Annotated in this window: 7 protein-coding genes; all 7 read left to right on the top strand. The window is 59.8% G+C overall.

The features are described from left to right. Positions 1-35: 35 nt before the first annotated feature. The 7 genes from BX592_RS32580 to BX592_RS32550 all read left to right on the top strand — a co-directional run bounded on the left by BX592_RS32580 (position 36) and on the right by BX592_RS32550 (position 18,379). The gene (locus BX592_RS32580) at positions 36-1,829 is read left to right on the top strand and encodes a VRR-NUC domain-containing protein (RefSeq protein ID WP_134197434.1); all 1,794 of its coding nucleotides are present in this window, start codon (positions 36-38) and stop codon (positions 1,827-1,829) included. Continuing rightward, the gene (locus BX592_RS32575; RefSeq protein WP_134197433.1) at positions 1,826-4,171 is read left to right on the top strand and encodes an ATP-dependent DNA helicase; all 2,346 of its coding nucleotides are present in this window, start codon (positions 1,826-1,828) and stop codon (positions 4,169-4,171) included. Before BX592_RS32580 ends, BX592_RS32575 begins: the two co-directional genes overlap by 4 nt. 230 nt (positions 4,172-4,401) lie before the next feature. Then, positions 4,402-14,478: a hemagglutinin repeat-containing protein gene (locus BX592_RS32570; RefSeq protein WP_134197431.1), complete on the top strand. Its 10,077-nt coding sequence runs from the start codon at positions 4,402-4,404 to the stop codon at positions 14,476-14,478. Between the two features lie 6 nt (positions 14,479-14,484). Continuing rightward, a complete protein-coding gene (locus BX592_RS32565) occupies positions 14,485-14,811 on the top strand; it encodes a hypothetical protein (RefSeq protein WP_134197429.1) in 327 nt (108 codons plus the stop codon). Positions 14,812-14,816: 5 nt separating this feature from the next. Further along, the gene (locus tag BX592_RS32560; RefSeq protein ID WP_134197427.1) at positions 14,817-16,274 is read left to right on the top strand and encodes a hypothetical protein; all 1,458 of its coding nucleotides are present in this window, start codon (positions 14,817-14,819) and stop codon (positions 16,272-16,274) included. A gap of 1,432 nt (positions 16,275-17,706) precedes the next feature. Then, positions 17,707-17,994: a hypothetical protein gene (locus BX592_RS32555; RefSeq protein ID WP_134197426.1), complete on the top strand. Its 288-nt coding sequence runs from the start codon at positions 17,707-17,709 to the stop codon at positions 17,992-17,994. A 142-nt stretch (positions 17,995-18,136) separates the two neighbouring features. Beyond that, positions 18,137-18,379, top strand: coding sequence for an LPXTG cell wall anchor domain-containing protein (locus tag BX592_RS32550; protein WP_134197424.1), 243 nt, complete (start codon positions 18,137-18,139; stop codon positions 18,377-18,379). The last annotated feature ends 370 nt before the right edge of the window (positions 18,380-18,749 follow it).

Raw genomic sequence — 18,749 nt, 5'->3', positions numbered from 1 at the left:
ATTAGACCAGCCTGATCGCCCGTCCCGCTAGCGCCGTGCCGAACGACACACCGGATCCGCTCTATTACCTGCGCAATTTCGAACGCGCGCTCGGCTGGCTCGCCGAGCGCTACGCCGATCTGTTGACCGATGCCGAACACGCATTTCTGACCGGTTTCGCGTGCCTGCCGGAAGTGTCGCGCGCGTTGCTCACCCGCATGCTGATGCGCAAAGGCGCGCTGTTCCGCACGAGCCGTCTCGCGTACCGCGAGATTGGCTGCCCGCTTGCGGCAGCCGAGCCGCTGGTCGCAGCCGGCTGGGTCGATGCCGATGCGCCACTGACGCTCGACGCGCTGTTCGATCTGTCGACGCGTGCCGAATTGCTGGCGCTTTTTCCCGCGCATCTGGCGGGCGCAAAAGCCGCGCGAAAACACGAATGGCTCGACTTGCTGCGTGGCATGCATGCGGATGCGCAGCCATACGCAGCATGGCACCCGCACGCGGACGAGCGTGTCTTGCATGTGAGCGTCGCGCCGCTGTGCGAGCGCTTCAGGCTGATGTTTTTCGGCAACTTGCATCAGGACTGGTCCGAGTTCGTGCTCGCGGAGCTCGGCGTCTACCAGTACGAGCCGGTCGCGTTCGAGCCATCGTCGCGCGCGTTTCAACAACGCGCCGACGTCGACATTTATCTGGCGCTATACGCGTGCAGTGAATGCGTCGAAACACTCGATGCATCCGGGAACGGCGACGCAGCGTTCGACACACTGTTGCACGCGGTCGAAACGATCGCGACAGACAACCCATGGCTCGCGACGCGCCGCGCGAAGTTGCTGTACCGCATCGGTTATCACGCGGAGCGGCGCCGGCAATGGGACACCGCGACGGCGGTCTATCAGCGTTGCACGTGGCCCGGCGCGCGGCATCGCCGCGTGCGCGCGCTGGAACTGGCCGGTCGTGCGGACGAGGCGCTAACGCTCGCGCTGCAAGCGCTCCGAGAGCCGGAGAGCGAAGAGGAAAGCCAGCGCGTCGCGCGGATGTTGCCGCGGTTGCAACGGTTACATCGGCAAGCAGGCGGCGATTCGTCGCGATTGTCGCCACCGGCCGGGCGCGTTTCGCGAAGCAACGCGTCGGCAAGCGCGCGCGAGATCGAGCGCAGCGTGCTGACGCTCGAGCGTCCCGCGCAGCCGCCGCCGGTCGAATACGTTGTACTCGACCACCTGAGCGAACCCGATGCGCCGGTGCATTACGTCGAAAATGGACTGATCAATTCGCTGTTCGGATTGCTGTGCTGGCAAGCGGTGTTCGCGGCACTGCCCGGTGCATTCTTTCACCCGTTCCAACGGGGTCCCGCCGATCTGCATGCGCCGGACTTTTACGCGAAGCGCGCTGCGCTGTTCAATCAGTGCCTCGCCGAACTCGACGGTCCCGCCTACCGCGCGACGATTCTGCGGCATTTCGACAGCAAAGCGGGACGTCAGTCGCCATTCGTATTCTGGAACATGCTGAGCCGCGAACTGCTCGATCTCGCGCTCGATTGCATTCCGGCCTTGCATCTGAAGCGGTTTTGCGAGCGGCTGCTGCGCGACATTCGCGTGAATCGCTCGGGGTTGCCTGATCTGGTCCGCTTCTGGCCGCGCGAGCGGCGCTATGAATTGATCGAGGTGAAAGGGCCGGGCGACCGGTTGCAGGACAATCAGATCCGCTGGCTCGATTACTGCGTGCAGCACGGCATGCCGGTACGCGTCGTCGACGTGCGGTGGGCCGACGGCGATGCCGAAGCCGATCATTCGACCGCTGAACGCAGCGCCAACGAGTCCGGCGATGCGCACACCACCGAGGCGGCCGCATGAGCTACGTGGTCGCGGTGCGCACGCTGTGCGAATTCACCGCGAAGCGCGGCGATCTCGATCTGCGTTTCACCCCGGCGCCGAGCGCAGCCGACGGCATCGCCGGGCATGCGATGGTCGCCGGGCGGCGCGATAGCGGTTACGAAAGCGAGATCGCGCTGTGCGGCGTCTATCGCGGCCTTACCGTGCGCGGCCGTGCCGATGGCTACGACGCCGCGCGCAATCGGCTCGAAGAGATCAAGACCTATCGCGGCGACCTCAATCGGATGCGCGAGAACCATCGTGCGCTGCACTGGGCGCAGGCGCTTGTTTACGGTCATCTGATCTGCGAATCACGTGGGCTCGCCGAACTTGATGTCGCTCTGGTCTACTTCGATATCGTCAGCCAAAAAGAGACGCTGCTGATCGAGCGTCATACGGCTGGCGCGCTACGGACGTTTTTCGAACAGCAGTGCGAGCGCTTTATCGCGTGGGCCGAGCGCGAAGACGCGCATCGCTCGACTCGCAATGCGTGTCTCGCCGGCCTGAAGTTTCCGTACGGTACATTTCGCAGCGGTCAGCGTGAACTGTCGGTAGCCGTCTATCGCGCTGCGCGCGATGGCCGCGCGCTGCTCGCGCAGGCGCCGACGGGTATCGGCAAAACGCTCGGCACGATTTTCCCGTTGCTAAAGGCTTGCGCGGAAGATCACATCGATCGCATTTTCTTTCTGACCGCAAAGACACCGGGTCGCGCGCTCGCGTTCGATGCGCTCGATGCGCTGGCGGGTGCGAGTGCATGTGCCGATGGTGAACGCGCGGGCGTTGAATCGATCGACGATCAAAGCGACTCGACAGACAAGCACTCATTCCCGCTGCGCGTAATAGAACTCGTCGCACGCGACAAGGCCTGCGAGCATCCGGGCAATTCATGCGATGGCGAATCGTGTCCGCTGGCGCGCGGTTTCTACGACCGCGTCGCGGCTGCGCGCGATACCGCGTTGCGTCGTAGCACGCGGCTATCGCGCGACGTGGTGCGCGACGCGGCGCTCGCACACGACGTGTGTCCGTACTACCTCGCGCAGGAACTCGCGCGCTGGTGCGACGTCGTGATTGGCGACTACAACTACTACTACGACAGCGGCGCGCTGCTTTATGCGCTGACACAGATGAATTCGTGGCGCGTCGCGGTGCTTGTCGACGAAGCGCACAACCTGCCGGACCGTGCGCGCCGTATGTACACGGCAACACTGGATCAGCACGCGTTCAAGGCGGCGCGGCGTGTTGCGCCGGCCGCGCTTCGCAAACCATTCGACCGCCTGAACCGCGAGTGGAATGCGCTAACGCGCGCGTGCACGCAACGCTATGAAGTGTTGCCGGAAGTTCCGTCACGCGTGCAATCGGCCGTACAGAATCTGATCGGTGCGGTGACGGACCAGCTATCGGAAACGCCGTTCGGCGCGGATCAGACGTTGCTGCGCTTCTACTTCGATGCATTGCATTTCATGTCGCTGGTCGAGCACTTCGGCGGTCATTCGATATGCGATGTCATGCTCGCCACGCCTGCGCCGGCGCTGACTCAAGGCTCACGTGCAAAACCCGCTACGTCCCTGTGCGTGCGCAATGTGGTCCCTGCGCCTTTTCTGGCATCGCGCCACGCGGCTGCGCACACAACGGTGATGTTCTCGGGCACGCTCAGCCCGCAGCACTATTACCGCGACACGCTGGGGTTACCGGAAAACGCCGGGTGGCTCGACGTCGAAGGGCCGTTCAAGGCCGAGCAGCTGGCCGTGCATATCGCGGCACACGTGTCGACGAGATGGCGCGACCGGGAAGCATCGCTTGCGCCGATCGTCGAGCTGATCGCGACGCAGTACGGTGCACGTCCCGGAAACTATCTCGGGTTTCTTAGCAGTTTCGACTACCTGCAACGAGTCGTCGCGTTGTTGCGCGCGCAATATCCGGAGATGCCGGTATGGACGCAGGAACCCGGCATGGACGAAGCGGCGCGCGACGCGTTTCTCGCGCGCTTTAGAACATCGACATCAGGTGTTGGCTTCGCGGTGCTGGGCGGCGCATTTTCAGAGGGGATAGATCTCGCAGGCGAACATCTGATTGGCGCGTTCATCGCAACGCTCGGCTTGCCGCAGATCAACGACGTCAATGAGCAGATGCGGCGCACGATGCATGCGCAATTCGGCAACGGGTATGACTACGTTTATCTGTATCCTGGGCTGCAAAAGGTCGTGCAGGCCGCGGGCCGTGTGATTCGCACCGAGCACGACGTGGGCGTCGTGCATCTGATCGACGACCGTTATCGGCGCGCGGATGTGCGGCGCTTGCTACCACGTTGGTGGCGTGTGCAGTGACCGGTGAGACGGCGGCAAGCCAGCAACTCGCAGCAAAATTCATCGCACCACCTTTCATTTGCACGTTGATCGTGCAATTCCATGCACCACTCTGAATTGCGAGATGACCGGCGCAATGCTGATTGCATAAAGTGTTGTTTTAACGGCATGTATTTCACTTTTTGACAAACCTCGCCGACTGCCTCTGTTAAATTGCGTGCGCTTTCGAAAACGCTACACGCAGATTAAAAATGAATAAAAGTGCATACCGGCTAGTGTTTAGCCGACTCCGGGGAATGCTTGTCGCTGTCGAGGAAACCGCTGTTGCAACAGGCAAAAAGAACCAGGGCGAAACAGGCAGCACCACGACGGTTGTTGATAACGGTTTAGCGAGCGGATCGCTGCGGCTGGCCATGCCGTTTGCGATATTGATCACAAGCGGCATCCCGGGCGCTTTCGCGCAAGTGGTCGCCGATCCGAATGCCGGCGCCAATCGGCCATCGGTTGTTCAGACCGCGAACGGCATCCAGCAGGTGAATATCGCGCGCCCATCCGGCGCGGGTGTTTCGGTGAACGGTTATACGCAGTTTGACGTGCCGAAGGCCGGCGTCGTGCTGAACAATTCGCCGACTATCGTGCAGACGCAGCAAGCCGGTTTTATCAACGGCAATCCGAACTTCGCGCCGAACCAGTCGGCCCGCGTGATCGTCAACCAGGTCAACAGCCGCGCGGCGAGTCAGATCAACGGCTACGTCGAAGTAGCGGGCAACAGGGCCGAAGTGGTCATTGCGAACGGCTCGGGTATTTCGGTGAACGGCGGCGGCTTTATCAATACGTCGCGCGCGATTCTGACCACCGGTACGCCGAACTTCGCGCCCGATGGTTCGCTCGCGGGCTTCAACGTCACGGGCGGCAATATCAGCGTGCAGGGCTCGGGGCTCAATGCATCGAATGTCGATCAGGTCGATCTGATTGCGCGCGCGGTGCAGGCCAACGCGGCGATCTACGCGAAGAACCTGAACGTCGTGACGGGCACCAACAACGTCAACCACGACACGCTCAACGTCACGCCGATTGCGGGTAGTGACGCAGCGCCGGGTGTGTCGATCGACGTCAGCAGTCTCGGCGGCATGTACGCGAATCGCATCGTGCTGGTGGGCACGGAGAACGGCGTCGGCGTATCGAACAACGGCGTGCTGGCGGCGCAGGCCGGCGACCTCGTGCTGACCACGCAAGGCAAACTGGTCCAGGCCGGGCGGGTCAATGCCAGCGGTAACGTCATGGTCACGGCGCGCGACGGCATCGATAACAGCGGCACCACTTACGCGCAGCAAAACGTCGGCATGACGACCGCCGGCGCGTTGACGAATAGCGGCACGCTCGCCGCGCAGCAGAACACGGCTGTCAATGTTGGCAGCATTAATTCGACCGGTACGCTGGGCGCGGGCGTGAATAGCGACGGCACCGTCGCCAACAGCGGCGACCTGTTGCTTAGCGCCGATGGCGCGCTGACCGCAACGGGCAACAACGTGGGCGGCGGCAATGCGGCGCTGCAGGGTGCGTCCGTCAATCTGGCGGGCAGCAATACGTCGGCGAACGGCGCGCTCGTGCTCATCGCGAACCGCTCGGACGTCAACCTTTCAGGTGCAACCGCGACGGCTGGCGGCGCATTGGTTGCGAATGCAGCGGGCACGCTTGCCGTGAATCAAGGCAAGCTGTTGAGCGGCGGGGTGATGCAGCTTGCTGCGCTGGACATGTCCAGCATCGGCGGCCAGATCGCGTCGCAGTCGACGCTCGACGTGAACGTGGCAAATGCACTCGCGAACCGGCAAGGCGTGATTCAGTCGGCCGGGCGCGCGTCGATTCACGCCGGTTCAATCGATAACACGGCGGGCCGCATCGTGTCGCTGAACGGCGATGGCATGACGCTGTCGACGACGGGTGCGCTTGTCAATGCGGCGGGCGCGACGGCGACGGGCGACGCGGGCGGCACGATCGGGACGAACGGCACGTTGAGCGTGACCGCAGGCGGCACGCTCGCCAACCAGGGGCAGCTCAACGCAGCGGATGATGCGACGGTGACCGCGCAGTCCGTCGACAACCATGCGGGCAACATCACCGCAGGCGGCACGCTCAACGCGACCACAACCGGCGCGCTGAATAACACTGGCGGTACGCTTTCCGCTGCGTCGACGAAGGTGTCGGCTGCATCGGTCGACAACACGAACGGAACCATCGAGGGCGTTGCGCTGGACGTGTCCGCGTCCGGTGACCTTACGAACCGCGGCGGCAAGCTCACGCAGTACGGCACGACGGACCAGACAATCCGCGCAGGCGGCACGCTCGACAACGCGAACGGCACGATCGCGTCGAACGCGAAAGATCTGCACGTTGGTGCAAATGGTCTCGACAATAACGCTGGTGTGATCCAGCATGCCGGCACCGGCGCGCTGACCGTTGCGGCCACAGGAGCAGCGTCGAATGCGGCGGGCACGATCATCACGAACGGCGCGCTCGATCTGCATTCCGGCGGTGCGCTGAACAACCGGCAGGGCAACCTGCAGGCGGCAAACGGCGCAAACCTCGCCGCCGCATCGCTCGATAACACGGCTGGCCGTATCGTGTCGCTTAGCGACGACGCGATGACGTTGTCGACTATCGGCGCGCTTGTCAACGCATCCGGCACAACTGCATCGGGCGCCACAGGTGGGCTGATCGGCACGAACGGCACATTGAGTGTGACCGCGGGCGGCACGCTCGCTAACCAGGGCCAACTCAACGCGGCGGATGATGCGAAGGTTACCGCGCAGTCCATCGACAACCACGCGGGCAATATCACCGCAGGCGGCGCGTTGAACACGACCGCAACCGGCGCGGTAACGAACGCAGGCGGTACGCTGTCCGCCGCATCGACGACTGTTTCGGCGGCGTCGATCGACAACTCGAACGGAACCATCGAGGGCGATACGCTGAGCGTGTCCGCATCCGGCGACTTGAGCAATCGAGGCGGCAAGCTCACCCAGTACGGCACGACGGACCAGACGATCAGCGCGGGTGGCGCGCTCGACAACACGAACGGCACGATTGCATCGAACGCAAACAATCTGCAGGTCGCTGCAAACAGCGTGACCAACGACGGCGGATTGCTGCAGCATGCAGGATCGGGCGCGCTGACGATCGCCGCCAGCGGCGCGGTATCGAACGCCGCAGGCAAGGTCGTGACGAACGGCGCATTGACGGCGACGGCCGCGAGCCTCGACAACAACGCCGGCACCTTGTCCGCCCAAAAGGCCGCGCAGTTCAACATGGCCTCGGACATCGCGAATCGCACAGGCACGCTTTACGGTCACGACAAACTGAGCGTTTCGAGCCAGGGCGCGGTCGACAACACCGGCGGCTCGATGCAAAGCGCGGGCGACCTGAACATCAGCGCAGGCGGCCAGCTAACGAACGCGCATGGCACGCTGTCCGCGAACGGCGGGGATGGTGCAGTGAGCGTAACGGCCGCGAGCCTCGACAATACCGCCGGCAAGCTGACCAATGCAGGCGATGGCGCAACGATCATCAAATCGTCGACGGCCGTGACAAACACGGGCGGCACGCTCGGCGGCAACGGCGACTTCACGCTCAATGCGCAAAGCCTGACGAATGACGCCGGTGCGAATCTGGTCGCAGGCGGTGCGCTGAATCTGAACGTCGCGCAGCGGATCAACAACGCAGGCGGCACGTTGTATGGCGGCACCGCGCTTGCGCTGAATCAGGCCAGTGCGGCCGTCATCAACAATGGCGGGTCGATACTCGGCGGGCTTGACGCATCGCTCGTGGTTGCGTCGTTGTCGAACGTGGGCGGCTCGATCCGTGCGAATCGCGACATCGTCGCCGGCGCGGCACTGACCGGCGACGGCAATATCGTCGCGGGCCGGAACCTGACGCTGAATATCGCAGGCGATTACACGAATACCGCGGCGAACAACCTGCACGCGGACGGCAATATGACCGTCAACGCAACCGGCACGCTGACCAACACCGGCACGCTGGCCGCGAATGGTGCGCTGACCGCGACAGGCGCGAACATCGTGAACACCGCGAACGGCGATATCAACTCGTCGACGACCACGGTGAATGCGGCGGGCTTGCTGTCGAACGCCGGCCGTATCGAAGGCGATACGGTATCCACCCGCAGCGCGACGCTGGCAAACACCGGCACCGTGATCGGCAACAACGTGACGGTAGCCGCGACCGACGTGCAGAACAGCGGCGCGGCCGCGGTCATCGCGGGCGCGAGCAGCGTGCATGTGTACGCGGGCAACTCCGTCACCAACGCGGATGGTGCGCTGATTTACAGCGCCGGCAATCTGGAGATTGCACGAGACGGCACACGTGACAGCTCCGGCATGCTCGCGAATCAGACCAACGTGCTCACCAACAGCGCCGCGAACATCGAGGCAGACGGCAGTATCGACATCGCCGCGCATACGTTGAACAACCTGCGCACAGGAGTCGTCACGCAGGCAGGTACACCGCAGGATGCGGGCACACAGACGTTGACCGTGTGGACGGCGGGCATTCCGATGGGCGACCTGTTGGGCAGCCATAGCAGTGCATCGTTCTCGCAATGGACGTGGACACAGGACCAGGCGCCGATCAAGGGCGAAATAATCGGCAAGCTGGCGATACCGATCAGCGTGACAGTGCCCAAATCGCAGGTGACGAATCTGAACACGGCGACTCAAACGTTCTCGCTGACACAGCCGCTCACCGAGATTTATACCGACACGTCGAAGACGACCGAGGTGTGCAACACACACGACGTCTGCCAGCAGAAACCGGTGCCGCAGGGACGCGACATCGCGACCAACCCGACACAGTGGTACAACAGCATCGCGGATAACGGCGACACCTATACGATTACGTTCTGGCCGGACTTCGACCCGAACAGGAACATCCGGCCGGACCAGGTGCAGGTGCGCACCGACCTTGGACCGGACTCGCACGACTACAACGAAATCAATCGCACGGTCCATACCACGACCACCACGGACCAGCTGATCAATGCGGGCCACGCGGCGACGATCCAGGCGCAGGGCGCGGTGCGGATCAACGCGGACGGCGGCGCGATCAACAACCAGTCGTCGACGATGAGCGCGGGCGGCAACATGGTGCGGCGCGCGACGGGCGGTAGCGTCAACGATACCGGCATCGTTCTGCAGCAGACCATCACGCAAACCGAACAGTCGACGTTTTACTGGCACCAGAAGACCGGCGGCAGCAACGATACGCAAACCATCGACGAGGGCATCGTGCAGACCACCACGACGGTGGCGTCGCTGCCGGCGATCGTGACGTCGAACCAGAACGTGCAGACCAGCGCGCAGAACATCACGATCGGTTCGGTGAACAGCCAGGGGCAGACGGTGGTCGGCTCGGGCGTCACGGGCGGCAGCGCCGATGGCACGCAAACCGGCATGATCGGCGGACAGGCGGCGGGGCCGCAGTCGATAAATGGCACGCAGGCGGGCAGTGTGTCGGGGCAACCGAACCATCCGCAGACGGTGGGCGGCGCGGCGGGCGGCATTCCGAACCTGACGCTGCCGGTGAACGGGCTGTATAGCTATAACACCGCGCCGACGGCGACGTATCTCGTTGCTACCGATGCGCGCTTTACGCAGTACACGAAATTCGTCTCGAGCGATTACATGCTGGGGCAACTCGGGCTTGATCCATCGAAGCTTGAGAAGCGCGTCGGCGACGGGCTCTATGAAGAGACGCTGGTGCGCAACCAGATTACTCAACTGACCGGCCGTACGTTCCTCGCCGGCTATGACAACAATCTGGACGAGTACACGGCGCTGATGAATAACGGCGTGACGTATGCGCAGCAGTTCGGGCTCGAGCCGGGTGTCGCGCTGACGGCGGAGCAGATGCAGCAGCTCACCAAGGATATGGTGTGGCTCGTGTCGCAGGACGTGACGCTGCCGGACGGTTCGCATCAAACCGTGCTCGTGCCGCAGGTGTACCTCGCGCAATCGAGCACGGTCGATCTGAACGGTAGCGGTGCATTGGTCGCGGGCAATAACGTGAGCCTGAATGCGACCGGCGATGTGAACAATAGCGGGCACATCGTCAGCAATGTCGCGACGACGGTGATCGGCAACAACATCACGAATAGCGGCATTATCGGCAGCGCGGGCACGACGGCGGTTGCGGCTGTGCAGGACGTGCGCAATACGAGCGGACGCATCGGCGGCGGCGATGTAGTGGTGCAGGCCGGGCGCGATGTGATCAACGAGACGCAGACGTATGGCGTTTCGAAGTCGTTCGGTTCGAATACGCTGACAGGCAGTGTGACGGGAACCGGCCTCGATGCGATCGGCTCGATTTCGGCGACGGGCAGCGCGACGGTGATCGCTGGGCGTGATGTGACGTTGACGGGTGCGACGATTCAGGCCGGTGGCAATGCGGCGATTGCGGCAGGGCGCGATCTGAATCTCGGGACGACGACGTTGACCAGCACGCAGGACGTGCATACGCGCGATGGGCAGAACGGCGGTCACGATGAGGTGACGCAGAACCTGGGCAGTGCGATCGTCGCGGGCGGCAATGTTGCGACTGTGTCGGGGCGCGATACGACGTTGACGGGGGCGACGGTCGCGGCCGGAGGCTCCGCGGCGATGGTGGCGGGCGGCGATCTGACCGTGACGGCGGCGAAGGATACGCACACCCATAACGAGCAGTCCTTGGGCGGTGAGCAGTCGCATCACACGAGTTCGAGTTACGACGAAGCGGTGGTGGGTTCGAGCATCAGCGCGGGCGGCGATATTGCGCTGGCGGCGGGGCAGAACGGTAGTGGGAACCTGGCTATTCTCGGTTCATCGGTTACGACGGATGCGGGGGGCAGCGGCGGCGTGAAGCTGGTGTCGAGCGGCGACATCACGATTGGTAGCGTCGCGGAGACGCACGATTCGCAAAGCTGGTCGGAGAACAAGCATTCGGGCTTCCTGTCGGAAGAGAAGGTGACTGATTCGGCTAGCTCGCATCAGGTGGTGGCGAATGGTTCGACGGTGGCGGGGGATACGGTTACGGCGGTGGCGGGGCATGATCTGTCGATCATCGGGTCGACGGTCGCGGCCACGCATGATGTGACGCTGGGGGCGGGGAATAACCTGACGATCACCACGTCGCAGGATACGAGTGAGAGTAGCCAGTTTCATGAGGATTTGAAGACGGGGTTGGGGAGTTCGGGTGGGGCGGGGATTTCGTATGGGTCCAACGACAAGAAGGACACGACGCACGACAGTTCGGTGACGAATAACGCGAGTCTGGTCGGTAGCACGGGCGGAAGTGTGTATCTGGCGGCGGGTAATGACCTGCACGTGACCGGTAGCGATCTGATTGCCGCGAAGGACATCGTGGGAACCGGTGCGAACGTCATCATAGATTCGGCAACCGGCTCTACACATCACGATGAGACGCACGAAGTAAAGACCAGCGGCTTTACGCTTGGACTCGGCGGCACGATCGGCAACGCGATCAATACGGCTATTAGCGAAAGTCAGGCTGCGTCGCACAGTGAGAACGGACGCGCAGAAGCGCTGCATTCGATCGCAGCGGCGGGGGCGGTGCTCAATGCGGGGATGGGACAGGCGCTCAGTCCTGGACAGAAGCCGGACATCAGCGTGCAGCTGAGCTTTGGAACGAGCCAGAGCAAGAACACGTTCACCGAGGACCAGACGACGCAAACGGGTTCGAGCGTGATGGCGGGCGGAACCGCGGCGTTCGTGGCCACGGGTAACGGCACGCCGGGCAGCGGTAACGTGACGATCGCGGGTTCGAATGTGAGCGCGAACGATGTGTTGCTGGCGGCGAAGAACCAGGTGAATTTGCTGAACAGCACGAGTACCGACAAGACGCGCAGCACGAATGAATCGAGCAGTGCGAGCGTCGGGGTGTCGTATGGAACTAGCGGATTTGGTGTGTCGGCTTCGATGTCGCAGGCGCACGGCGATTCGAACAGCGATGCGGTGACGCAAACGAATACGCATGTGCAGGGCTCGAATAGCGTGACGATCGTGTCGGGTGGCGATACCAACATCGTGGGCGCTAACGTGAGCGGGAGTCAGGTGATGGCGAGTATTGGCGGTAACCTGAATATCGCGAGCGTGCAGGATACGACGCAGAGTGCCGCGCATCAGTCGAGTTCGGGTGGTGGGTTCAGTATCAGTCAGGCGGGCGGTAGCGCGAGTATCAGTTCGCAGCACGGTAGCGCGAACGGGAGTTATGCCGCGGTGAACGAACAGGCGGGTATTCAGGCGGGGTCGGGTGGGTTCGATATCAACGTCAAGGGCAATACGGACCTTAAGGGTGCGTACATTGCAAGCGACGCTGATGCATTGAAGAACACGCTGACGACCGGTACGTTGACGTGGTCGGATATCCAGAACCATTCGAACTACAACGCGTCGAGTAGCGGGATCACGATTGGCGGAGGCGGCGTGGGCATCGCGCCGATGATTTCGCAATCGGACAGTAACAACGAGCAGGCGACCACGAAGAGCGGTGTGAGCAGCGGCGCGATTGTGATTACGGATGCGGGGAATCAGAAGCAGGATGTTGCGACGCTCAATCGGGATACGACCGATCTGAATGGCAGGGTGTCGAAACTGCCTGACGTGAATGACCTGATTTCGCAGCAGCAGGATGTGATGAACGCGGCAAATGCCGCCGGGACGCAGATTGCGCAGGCGATCGGGACGTATAGCGATTACAAGGAGAATCAGGCAAAGAGCGGGGCGAAGGCGGCGACGCTGCTTGGTGAAACGGATGAGGCGGCAGCGTATAACTCGGAGGCTGCGACCTGGGGTGAAGGTGGGAGTGGTCGGGTGATCCTGCATGTGGCGGGTGGGGCTGTGCTGGGTGGGTTGGGGGCGGGTGGTGTGGGAGGCGCGGTGGGTGGTGCGGCGGGGGCGGGGGTGTCGTCGGCCATGGCGGGGCATTTGAACGATCTGGCTGATGCTGCGGGAGCGCCTGGGACGATTGAGCATGCGGCGGGGAATGCGTTGGCGAATTTGCTGGCTACGGCGGCGGGGGCTGCGGTGGGCGGGAGTGCTGGTGCTTTTACGGCGGCTAATGCGGATTTGAATAATCGGCAGTTGCATCCGGATGAGAAGACGCGCATTCACGAACTCGCAGGCAACGATTCAGTCGAGGAGGCACGGCTGACTGCCGCTGCATGTGCAATGGTCCGTTGTTACGCTGAATATCCTGAAGGAAGCGCTGCATATCAGCAGTTGCAGCAGATCGCCGAATTTGGTGCGAGCGACGCGTTGGCGGGCGAGCGTGACCTGCTGTCAAAGCAGACGGGCATGTTCGGCTACACGACGACCGGCATTTTCAGCGACGCCAATATGGATGCAACGAAGCAGTTGAACAACACGTATCAACTGACGATACGCGGAGCCGGCGCTGCGGAGGCTACGCTTGGTGCGCTCGGCATTGCCGGAGCCCTCACAAGCGCACCGCTGTCGTGCGCAACTGGCGTTGGCTGCGTCGCGAACGCACTGGTGGCTGGTACAAGTGCCGATGCACTGGTTACTGGTTCAAAGCAAGTGATATCGGGTCAATCAGAATCGACGTATCTGAATCAGGCGTTGACGGGGTTGGGTATGTCGCCAGCGGCGGCAGGTTTGCTTGAGACCGCATTAGGAATTGGAAGCGCGGCGACCGCCGGTGCTGTCGCGAATCAAGCAACCGCGCAAGCGGCCTTGTTGAATACTGCGTCTCTGGAGACGTACACTGGTTCTGTGTTTTCACCACAAGGTGTGAAGTTTACATCGGACATGATCGAGAGCAATCCGGTTGTCCGTGCGATTTATCAAGATTACTTTGAAGGGTTGGGTGGGAATGCTCAGTCTGCCGAGTTACTTACTGGTAACGCGATTAGGTCTGGTCAGGCTCTTCCGACAATTGTCCAGCTTGGCCGAAATGATGAGTTAGTCCGTCTGGTACCTATTGGAGACAGCGCAGGAACTAGCTCATATTATATGTCGCGAGCGCAGTACGATTCGCTGGTTGGGCAAAATTTGTCGGCCACAAGTGTAGCGAATGCATTGGGTTTGCCCACATCCAGCTACGCAAACGGTGGTATTAAAGGATTTCAAGCGTTCTCAATTGAACCTCAGCCGGGAAAATTGGTGAGCGTTTATCAAAGTACTATCGCACCTGTTAGTCAGGGGCAATATAGTGCTAGCGGTGGTCTCACGCAATATATTGTTCCAAATTTGAGTGTTTTCACATCACCAAAACCAATTCCAGGTGGAATAATTCGGTAGATAATCATGAAAGAAATCGGTGACTATATTGTCGAGCAAGCAGTGCGTACCGAGTCTCTTCTAATTGAGGTCGGCAAGTGCGATTCATGCGTGCGAGATCTCTATGAGAAGAAATTGAAGGTAATCTTTAAGGAAATAAAAGCTGGGAGCATTACAGCCCCAAGTGATGCTTTAATTGGTTTTTCATATTATTTTTCTCCAGAAGGGCCTTGGCAACTATGGGAAAAATATCCACAACTTGTTACTGACGTTGCAACATTAATGAATTTACTTAACTTGAGAAATGATGCCGAATTTGATGCCTATTGTCGGCGACACGGCATTGGCGGCTAAGACGGGTGAAATTCGGCCCCGCTCAGGCGGGCTCGGGTGGATTCGATATCAACGTCAAGGGCAATACGGACCTTAAGGGTGCGTACATTGCAAGCGACGCTGATGCATCGAAGAACACGCTGACGACCGGTACGTTGACGTGGTCGGATATCCAGAACCATTCGAACTACAACGCGTCGAGTAGCGGGATCACGATTGGCGGAGGCGGCGTGGGCATCGCGCCGATGATTTCGCAATCGGAGAGCAACAACGAGCAGGCGACCACGAAGAGCGGTGTGAGCAGCGGCGCGATCGTGATTACGGATGCTGGAAACCAGAAGCAGGATGTTGCGACGCTCAATCGCGATACGACCGATCTGAATGGCACGGTGTCGAAACTGCCTGACGTGAATGACCTGATTTCGCAGCAGCAGGACGTGATGAACGCGGCGAATGCCGCCGGGACGCAGATTGCGCAGGCGATCGGGACGTATAGCGATTACAAGGAGAATCAGGCAAAGAGCGGGGCGAAGGCGGCGACGCTGCTTGGTGAAACGGATGAGGCGGCGGCGTATAACTCGGAGGCTGCGACCTGGGGTGAAGGTGGGAGTGGTCGGGTGATCCTGCATGTGGCGGGTGGGGCTGTGCTGGGTGGGTTGGGTGCGGGTGGTGTGGGAGGCGCGGTGGGTGGTGCGGCGGGGGCGGGGGTGTCGTCGGCGATGGCGGGGCATTTGAACGATCTGGCTGATGCTGCGGGAGCGCCTGGGACGATCGAACATGCGGCGGGGAATGCGCTGGCGAATTTGCTTGCTACGGCGGCGGGAGCTGCTGTGGGCGGGAGTGCTGGGGCGTTCACGGCGGCTAATGCGGATTTGAATAATCGGCAGTTGCATCCGGATGAGAAGACATGGATCAAGGAAAATGCAGAAAAGTACGCGAAGCAGCAAGGTATTTCGGTTGACCAAGCCGTTGCTGATCTGACGGCGCAGGCAAACCGGCAGGTGCAGAATGGTTCTCCAGGCGCGTGGAATGCGAGCGCGAGTGCGTTCCTCGATCAGGCGCATGGCATGCTGCCAGCCGATGGCAATAGCGGGCCTGGGTATATGTTCTACGCTACGCCTGAACAGAAGGCGAACGTGAATATGTATGCCAATTATTACCCTAACGGCGTCGGGCTGAATCAGCCGTCAGCACAGCAGATTCAGAATAGTGTCGCCCACGAACAGAGCAGTCGAGATCTAATGGCTGGTGGCACGGTTGCCGCGGCGACTGCCGGAATTGCAACCGTGGGCGCACCGATTGCCGCGACCGTTGGAGCTACCGCTGCAGCAACCATTGGTGGCACAGTTAGCGGCGGTATGGACGCTGCCGGTCAACTTGCGCAAACGGGTGAAATTCGCCCCCCCAGACTGCCTTTGCTGCTGCGGTCGGGGCAATCACGAGCCCGTTCGGCGCTAGTGCGAAATTCTTTGAAAATGTTTTGATAGGTGGAGGAGGCGCGGCGACAACGACGATGTTCAATAACCTGTACTACGGTGAAAACAGTAGCACTATATTTGCGTTTGCTGCCGGTGCGGGTTTCGCAGGTTTGGCCTATCCCGTGGGACTGGGCGCGAGCAAGATGGCGGGGCTAGTCCTTCCGGGTGTCGTATTTCCGAGCAACATGAATCCGAGTGTTCCGGCAATCTTCCAAGGCAGCAAAAATGCGCTCCCAGCTAACATAGGTACAGCTGCTGGCTCCTTTACAGGCGGAATGAGTTCGTTCGTACCGGGTCAAGACGCGGGAAAACTAAAGTGATGAATGTTATTGATAAATGGCTTCGATCTGATGGATGGGTAGGTATTGGTGCACGTGTTGGTTGCGAGCTTCTATTTTTTGTGATCGTCATCAATGTTGAACACTTGGCGTCTTGGGCCGAGCAGTGGGTCCATCACAGAATCCTGATTGCTAGCGCAAGCAGGTTACGGCTTGTTCAGCAAATCGCGTTTGCGGTTATTTTCATTGGCTTTCTCGTCGAAATTTGCAATGCGTTGAAGTTGCTTCTCCGCAAGCGACGACGAAAGGAAGCACAGAGTTAGTTTGGACAAGGAATTCTGAAATGTGGGATAGGTTCCAAGGGCGTTGCGGTTATTAACGATATTCACGAGTCGCAAAAATGAATATAACCCGGTTCTTCAGGTTATCCGTTTTATCCTGATAAATGGGGGGGCGTTTTTATGCTCCAGTGTATTCTGGGTGCCACGGGCGTAGTGTTTGCTCAGCGGATTCGGGGGCATAATCAAAAGAAATGAACTGGCGTCGACTCTACGCGGTGCTTCAAATCCAGTTAATGGTCCTCCTTACAGCCATGATTGGAGCGGGTTGCTGGTCATTTCTCGTTGCTGGCTTGTGTCGCGTGATGCTCAAGTTGGATGAGGATATGGCACTTTTAGCAATTGGTTTGCCCTTGTTCATTGTGTTACTGATCGTGCTTATCAGGCTTTTACCTAAGCAGCTGCGAAAGGCCGGCATGCTGAGCGACGATCCTGTTAGGTTTGGGCCTTGGCGTAGATGAATACCGGGACATGAAATCAAAGACAAGATTCGGGTTCATATGCTGTGGATATATTTCAATGTCGCATTTCTCCTGTGCACCGCTTGCGTTGTGATTGTCGTTGAATACATGGCGGGTTCGACGCTACGGTGGTTTTTCAGTGACGTTGCTTACACGTTTCCCTCATGGCAGCGCATAGTGGGTGCGGGTATGTCTATGTTTTTCATGGGATTTTCTGCGAGTACACGCGTCTGGTTTTTCGAGAAGAAACGATTTGGCGTGGAAATTAACTTGGTGTTCGGTTGGGCGAGACGACGGGGCTCGCTCAATCGGTTGATCCAATATTTCATCGGTCCACCAGTTGGTGAGGTAAGGAAAATAATTGGAATCAAATCAAGGAGCAGAAGAGATGATTATGGAGATTGGTGCGGTGGCAATCGCACTTGTTGTTTTGCTGATTACCTTCCTTCTCTTCGGAAGAGACGTGGAAAATTCGTTTAAAGCGAAGTTTCTATATTGGCTTAAGTCAACGATGAAAATGGCACCGTCGCTGTCTGCGTGGTTCGCTTATAACGACCAGGTTGCGTTTGGCTTGATGGGTACAGTAGTGAGTATTGGACTCGCTGCTGTGCTTACCTTGGGGCGTTCATACCTCCTTGCGATGTTGTAACCCGGGAGGACTTCCCAGCTTGCCATTGATCACCAGTAGCGCAGATTTGTCAGCGTCCGTTGGAAAGCATCCAACGACGATACAACGGCGAGCACGGGTACCGTTTTGAGAGTATTGCCGTCTTCAAGTTTTCGGAGGGTTCATGCTTGACTATTCTCAACAAGACGAGTTGACAGGGATGGAAAAGAAGGTTTACCGCTATGTGGCATGCACCATGATTGGCGCTGATTTGTATTTGATGGTGCTGGTCGCGACGGGGAGTGCCGAAGGCAATATCTGGGTAGGATTGGCTGGATTTCTACTGCTTATGATCGGAGTTGTTTTCGGGTGGGGACGGAATAAGAACGTGCGGGTGCTGGATCTGCGAATGTTTAACAAAAGATAACCTGGTTGCCACGAAGGTACTTGCACCGGAGAAGTGAATGATGCAGAGTTTGCGATCCCCTTTGAGATAATAGGGCGCGGTGGTGTCAGTGCTGTCTTTGGTTGCTTTGTTTTATTAACATTTTTTATCGTCGTCTGTTCGTTGGCAAAGGCTTTCGTTTGTGCATTTAGGTTTATCGGGACGCCTTTTTGACTTGTCGTTTGATTCAGCCACGGTTCGACACATACCGAAAAGGAAATGGCGAAGAAGATGGTCAAGCAAAAGCATAACAACAGGAACCTGTCCGCATTTTTGTGGGTGAGGCGGTTAAAGGAATCGTTAGCCGCGCGCCTGCGTGAATCGATCGCCAAACAGAATAGCAAACTGATTC

The organism is Paraburkholderia rhizosphaerae, assembly GCF_004366595.1.
Lineage (GTDB): Bacteria > Pseudomonadota > Gammaproteobacteria > Burkholderiales > Burkholderiaceae > Paraburkholderia > Paraburkholderia rhizosphaerae.
This window is presented reverse-complemented; position numbering and strand designations above follow the sequence as displayed.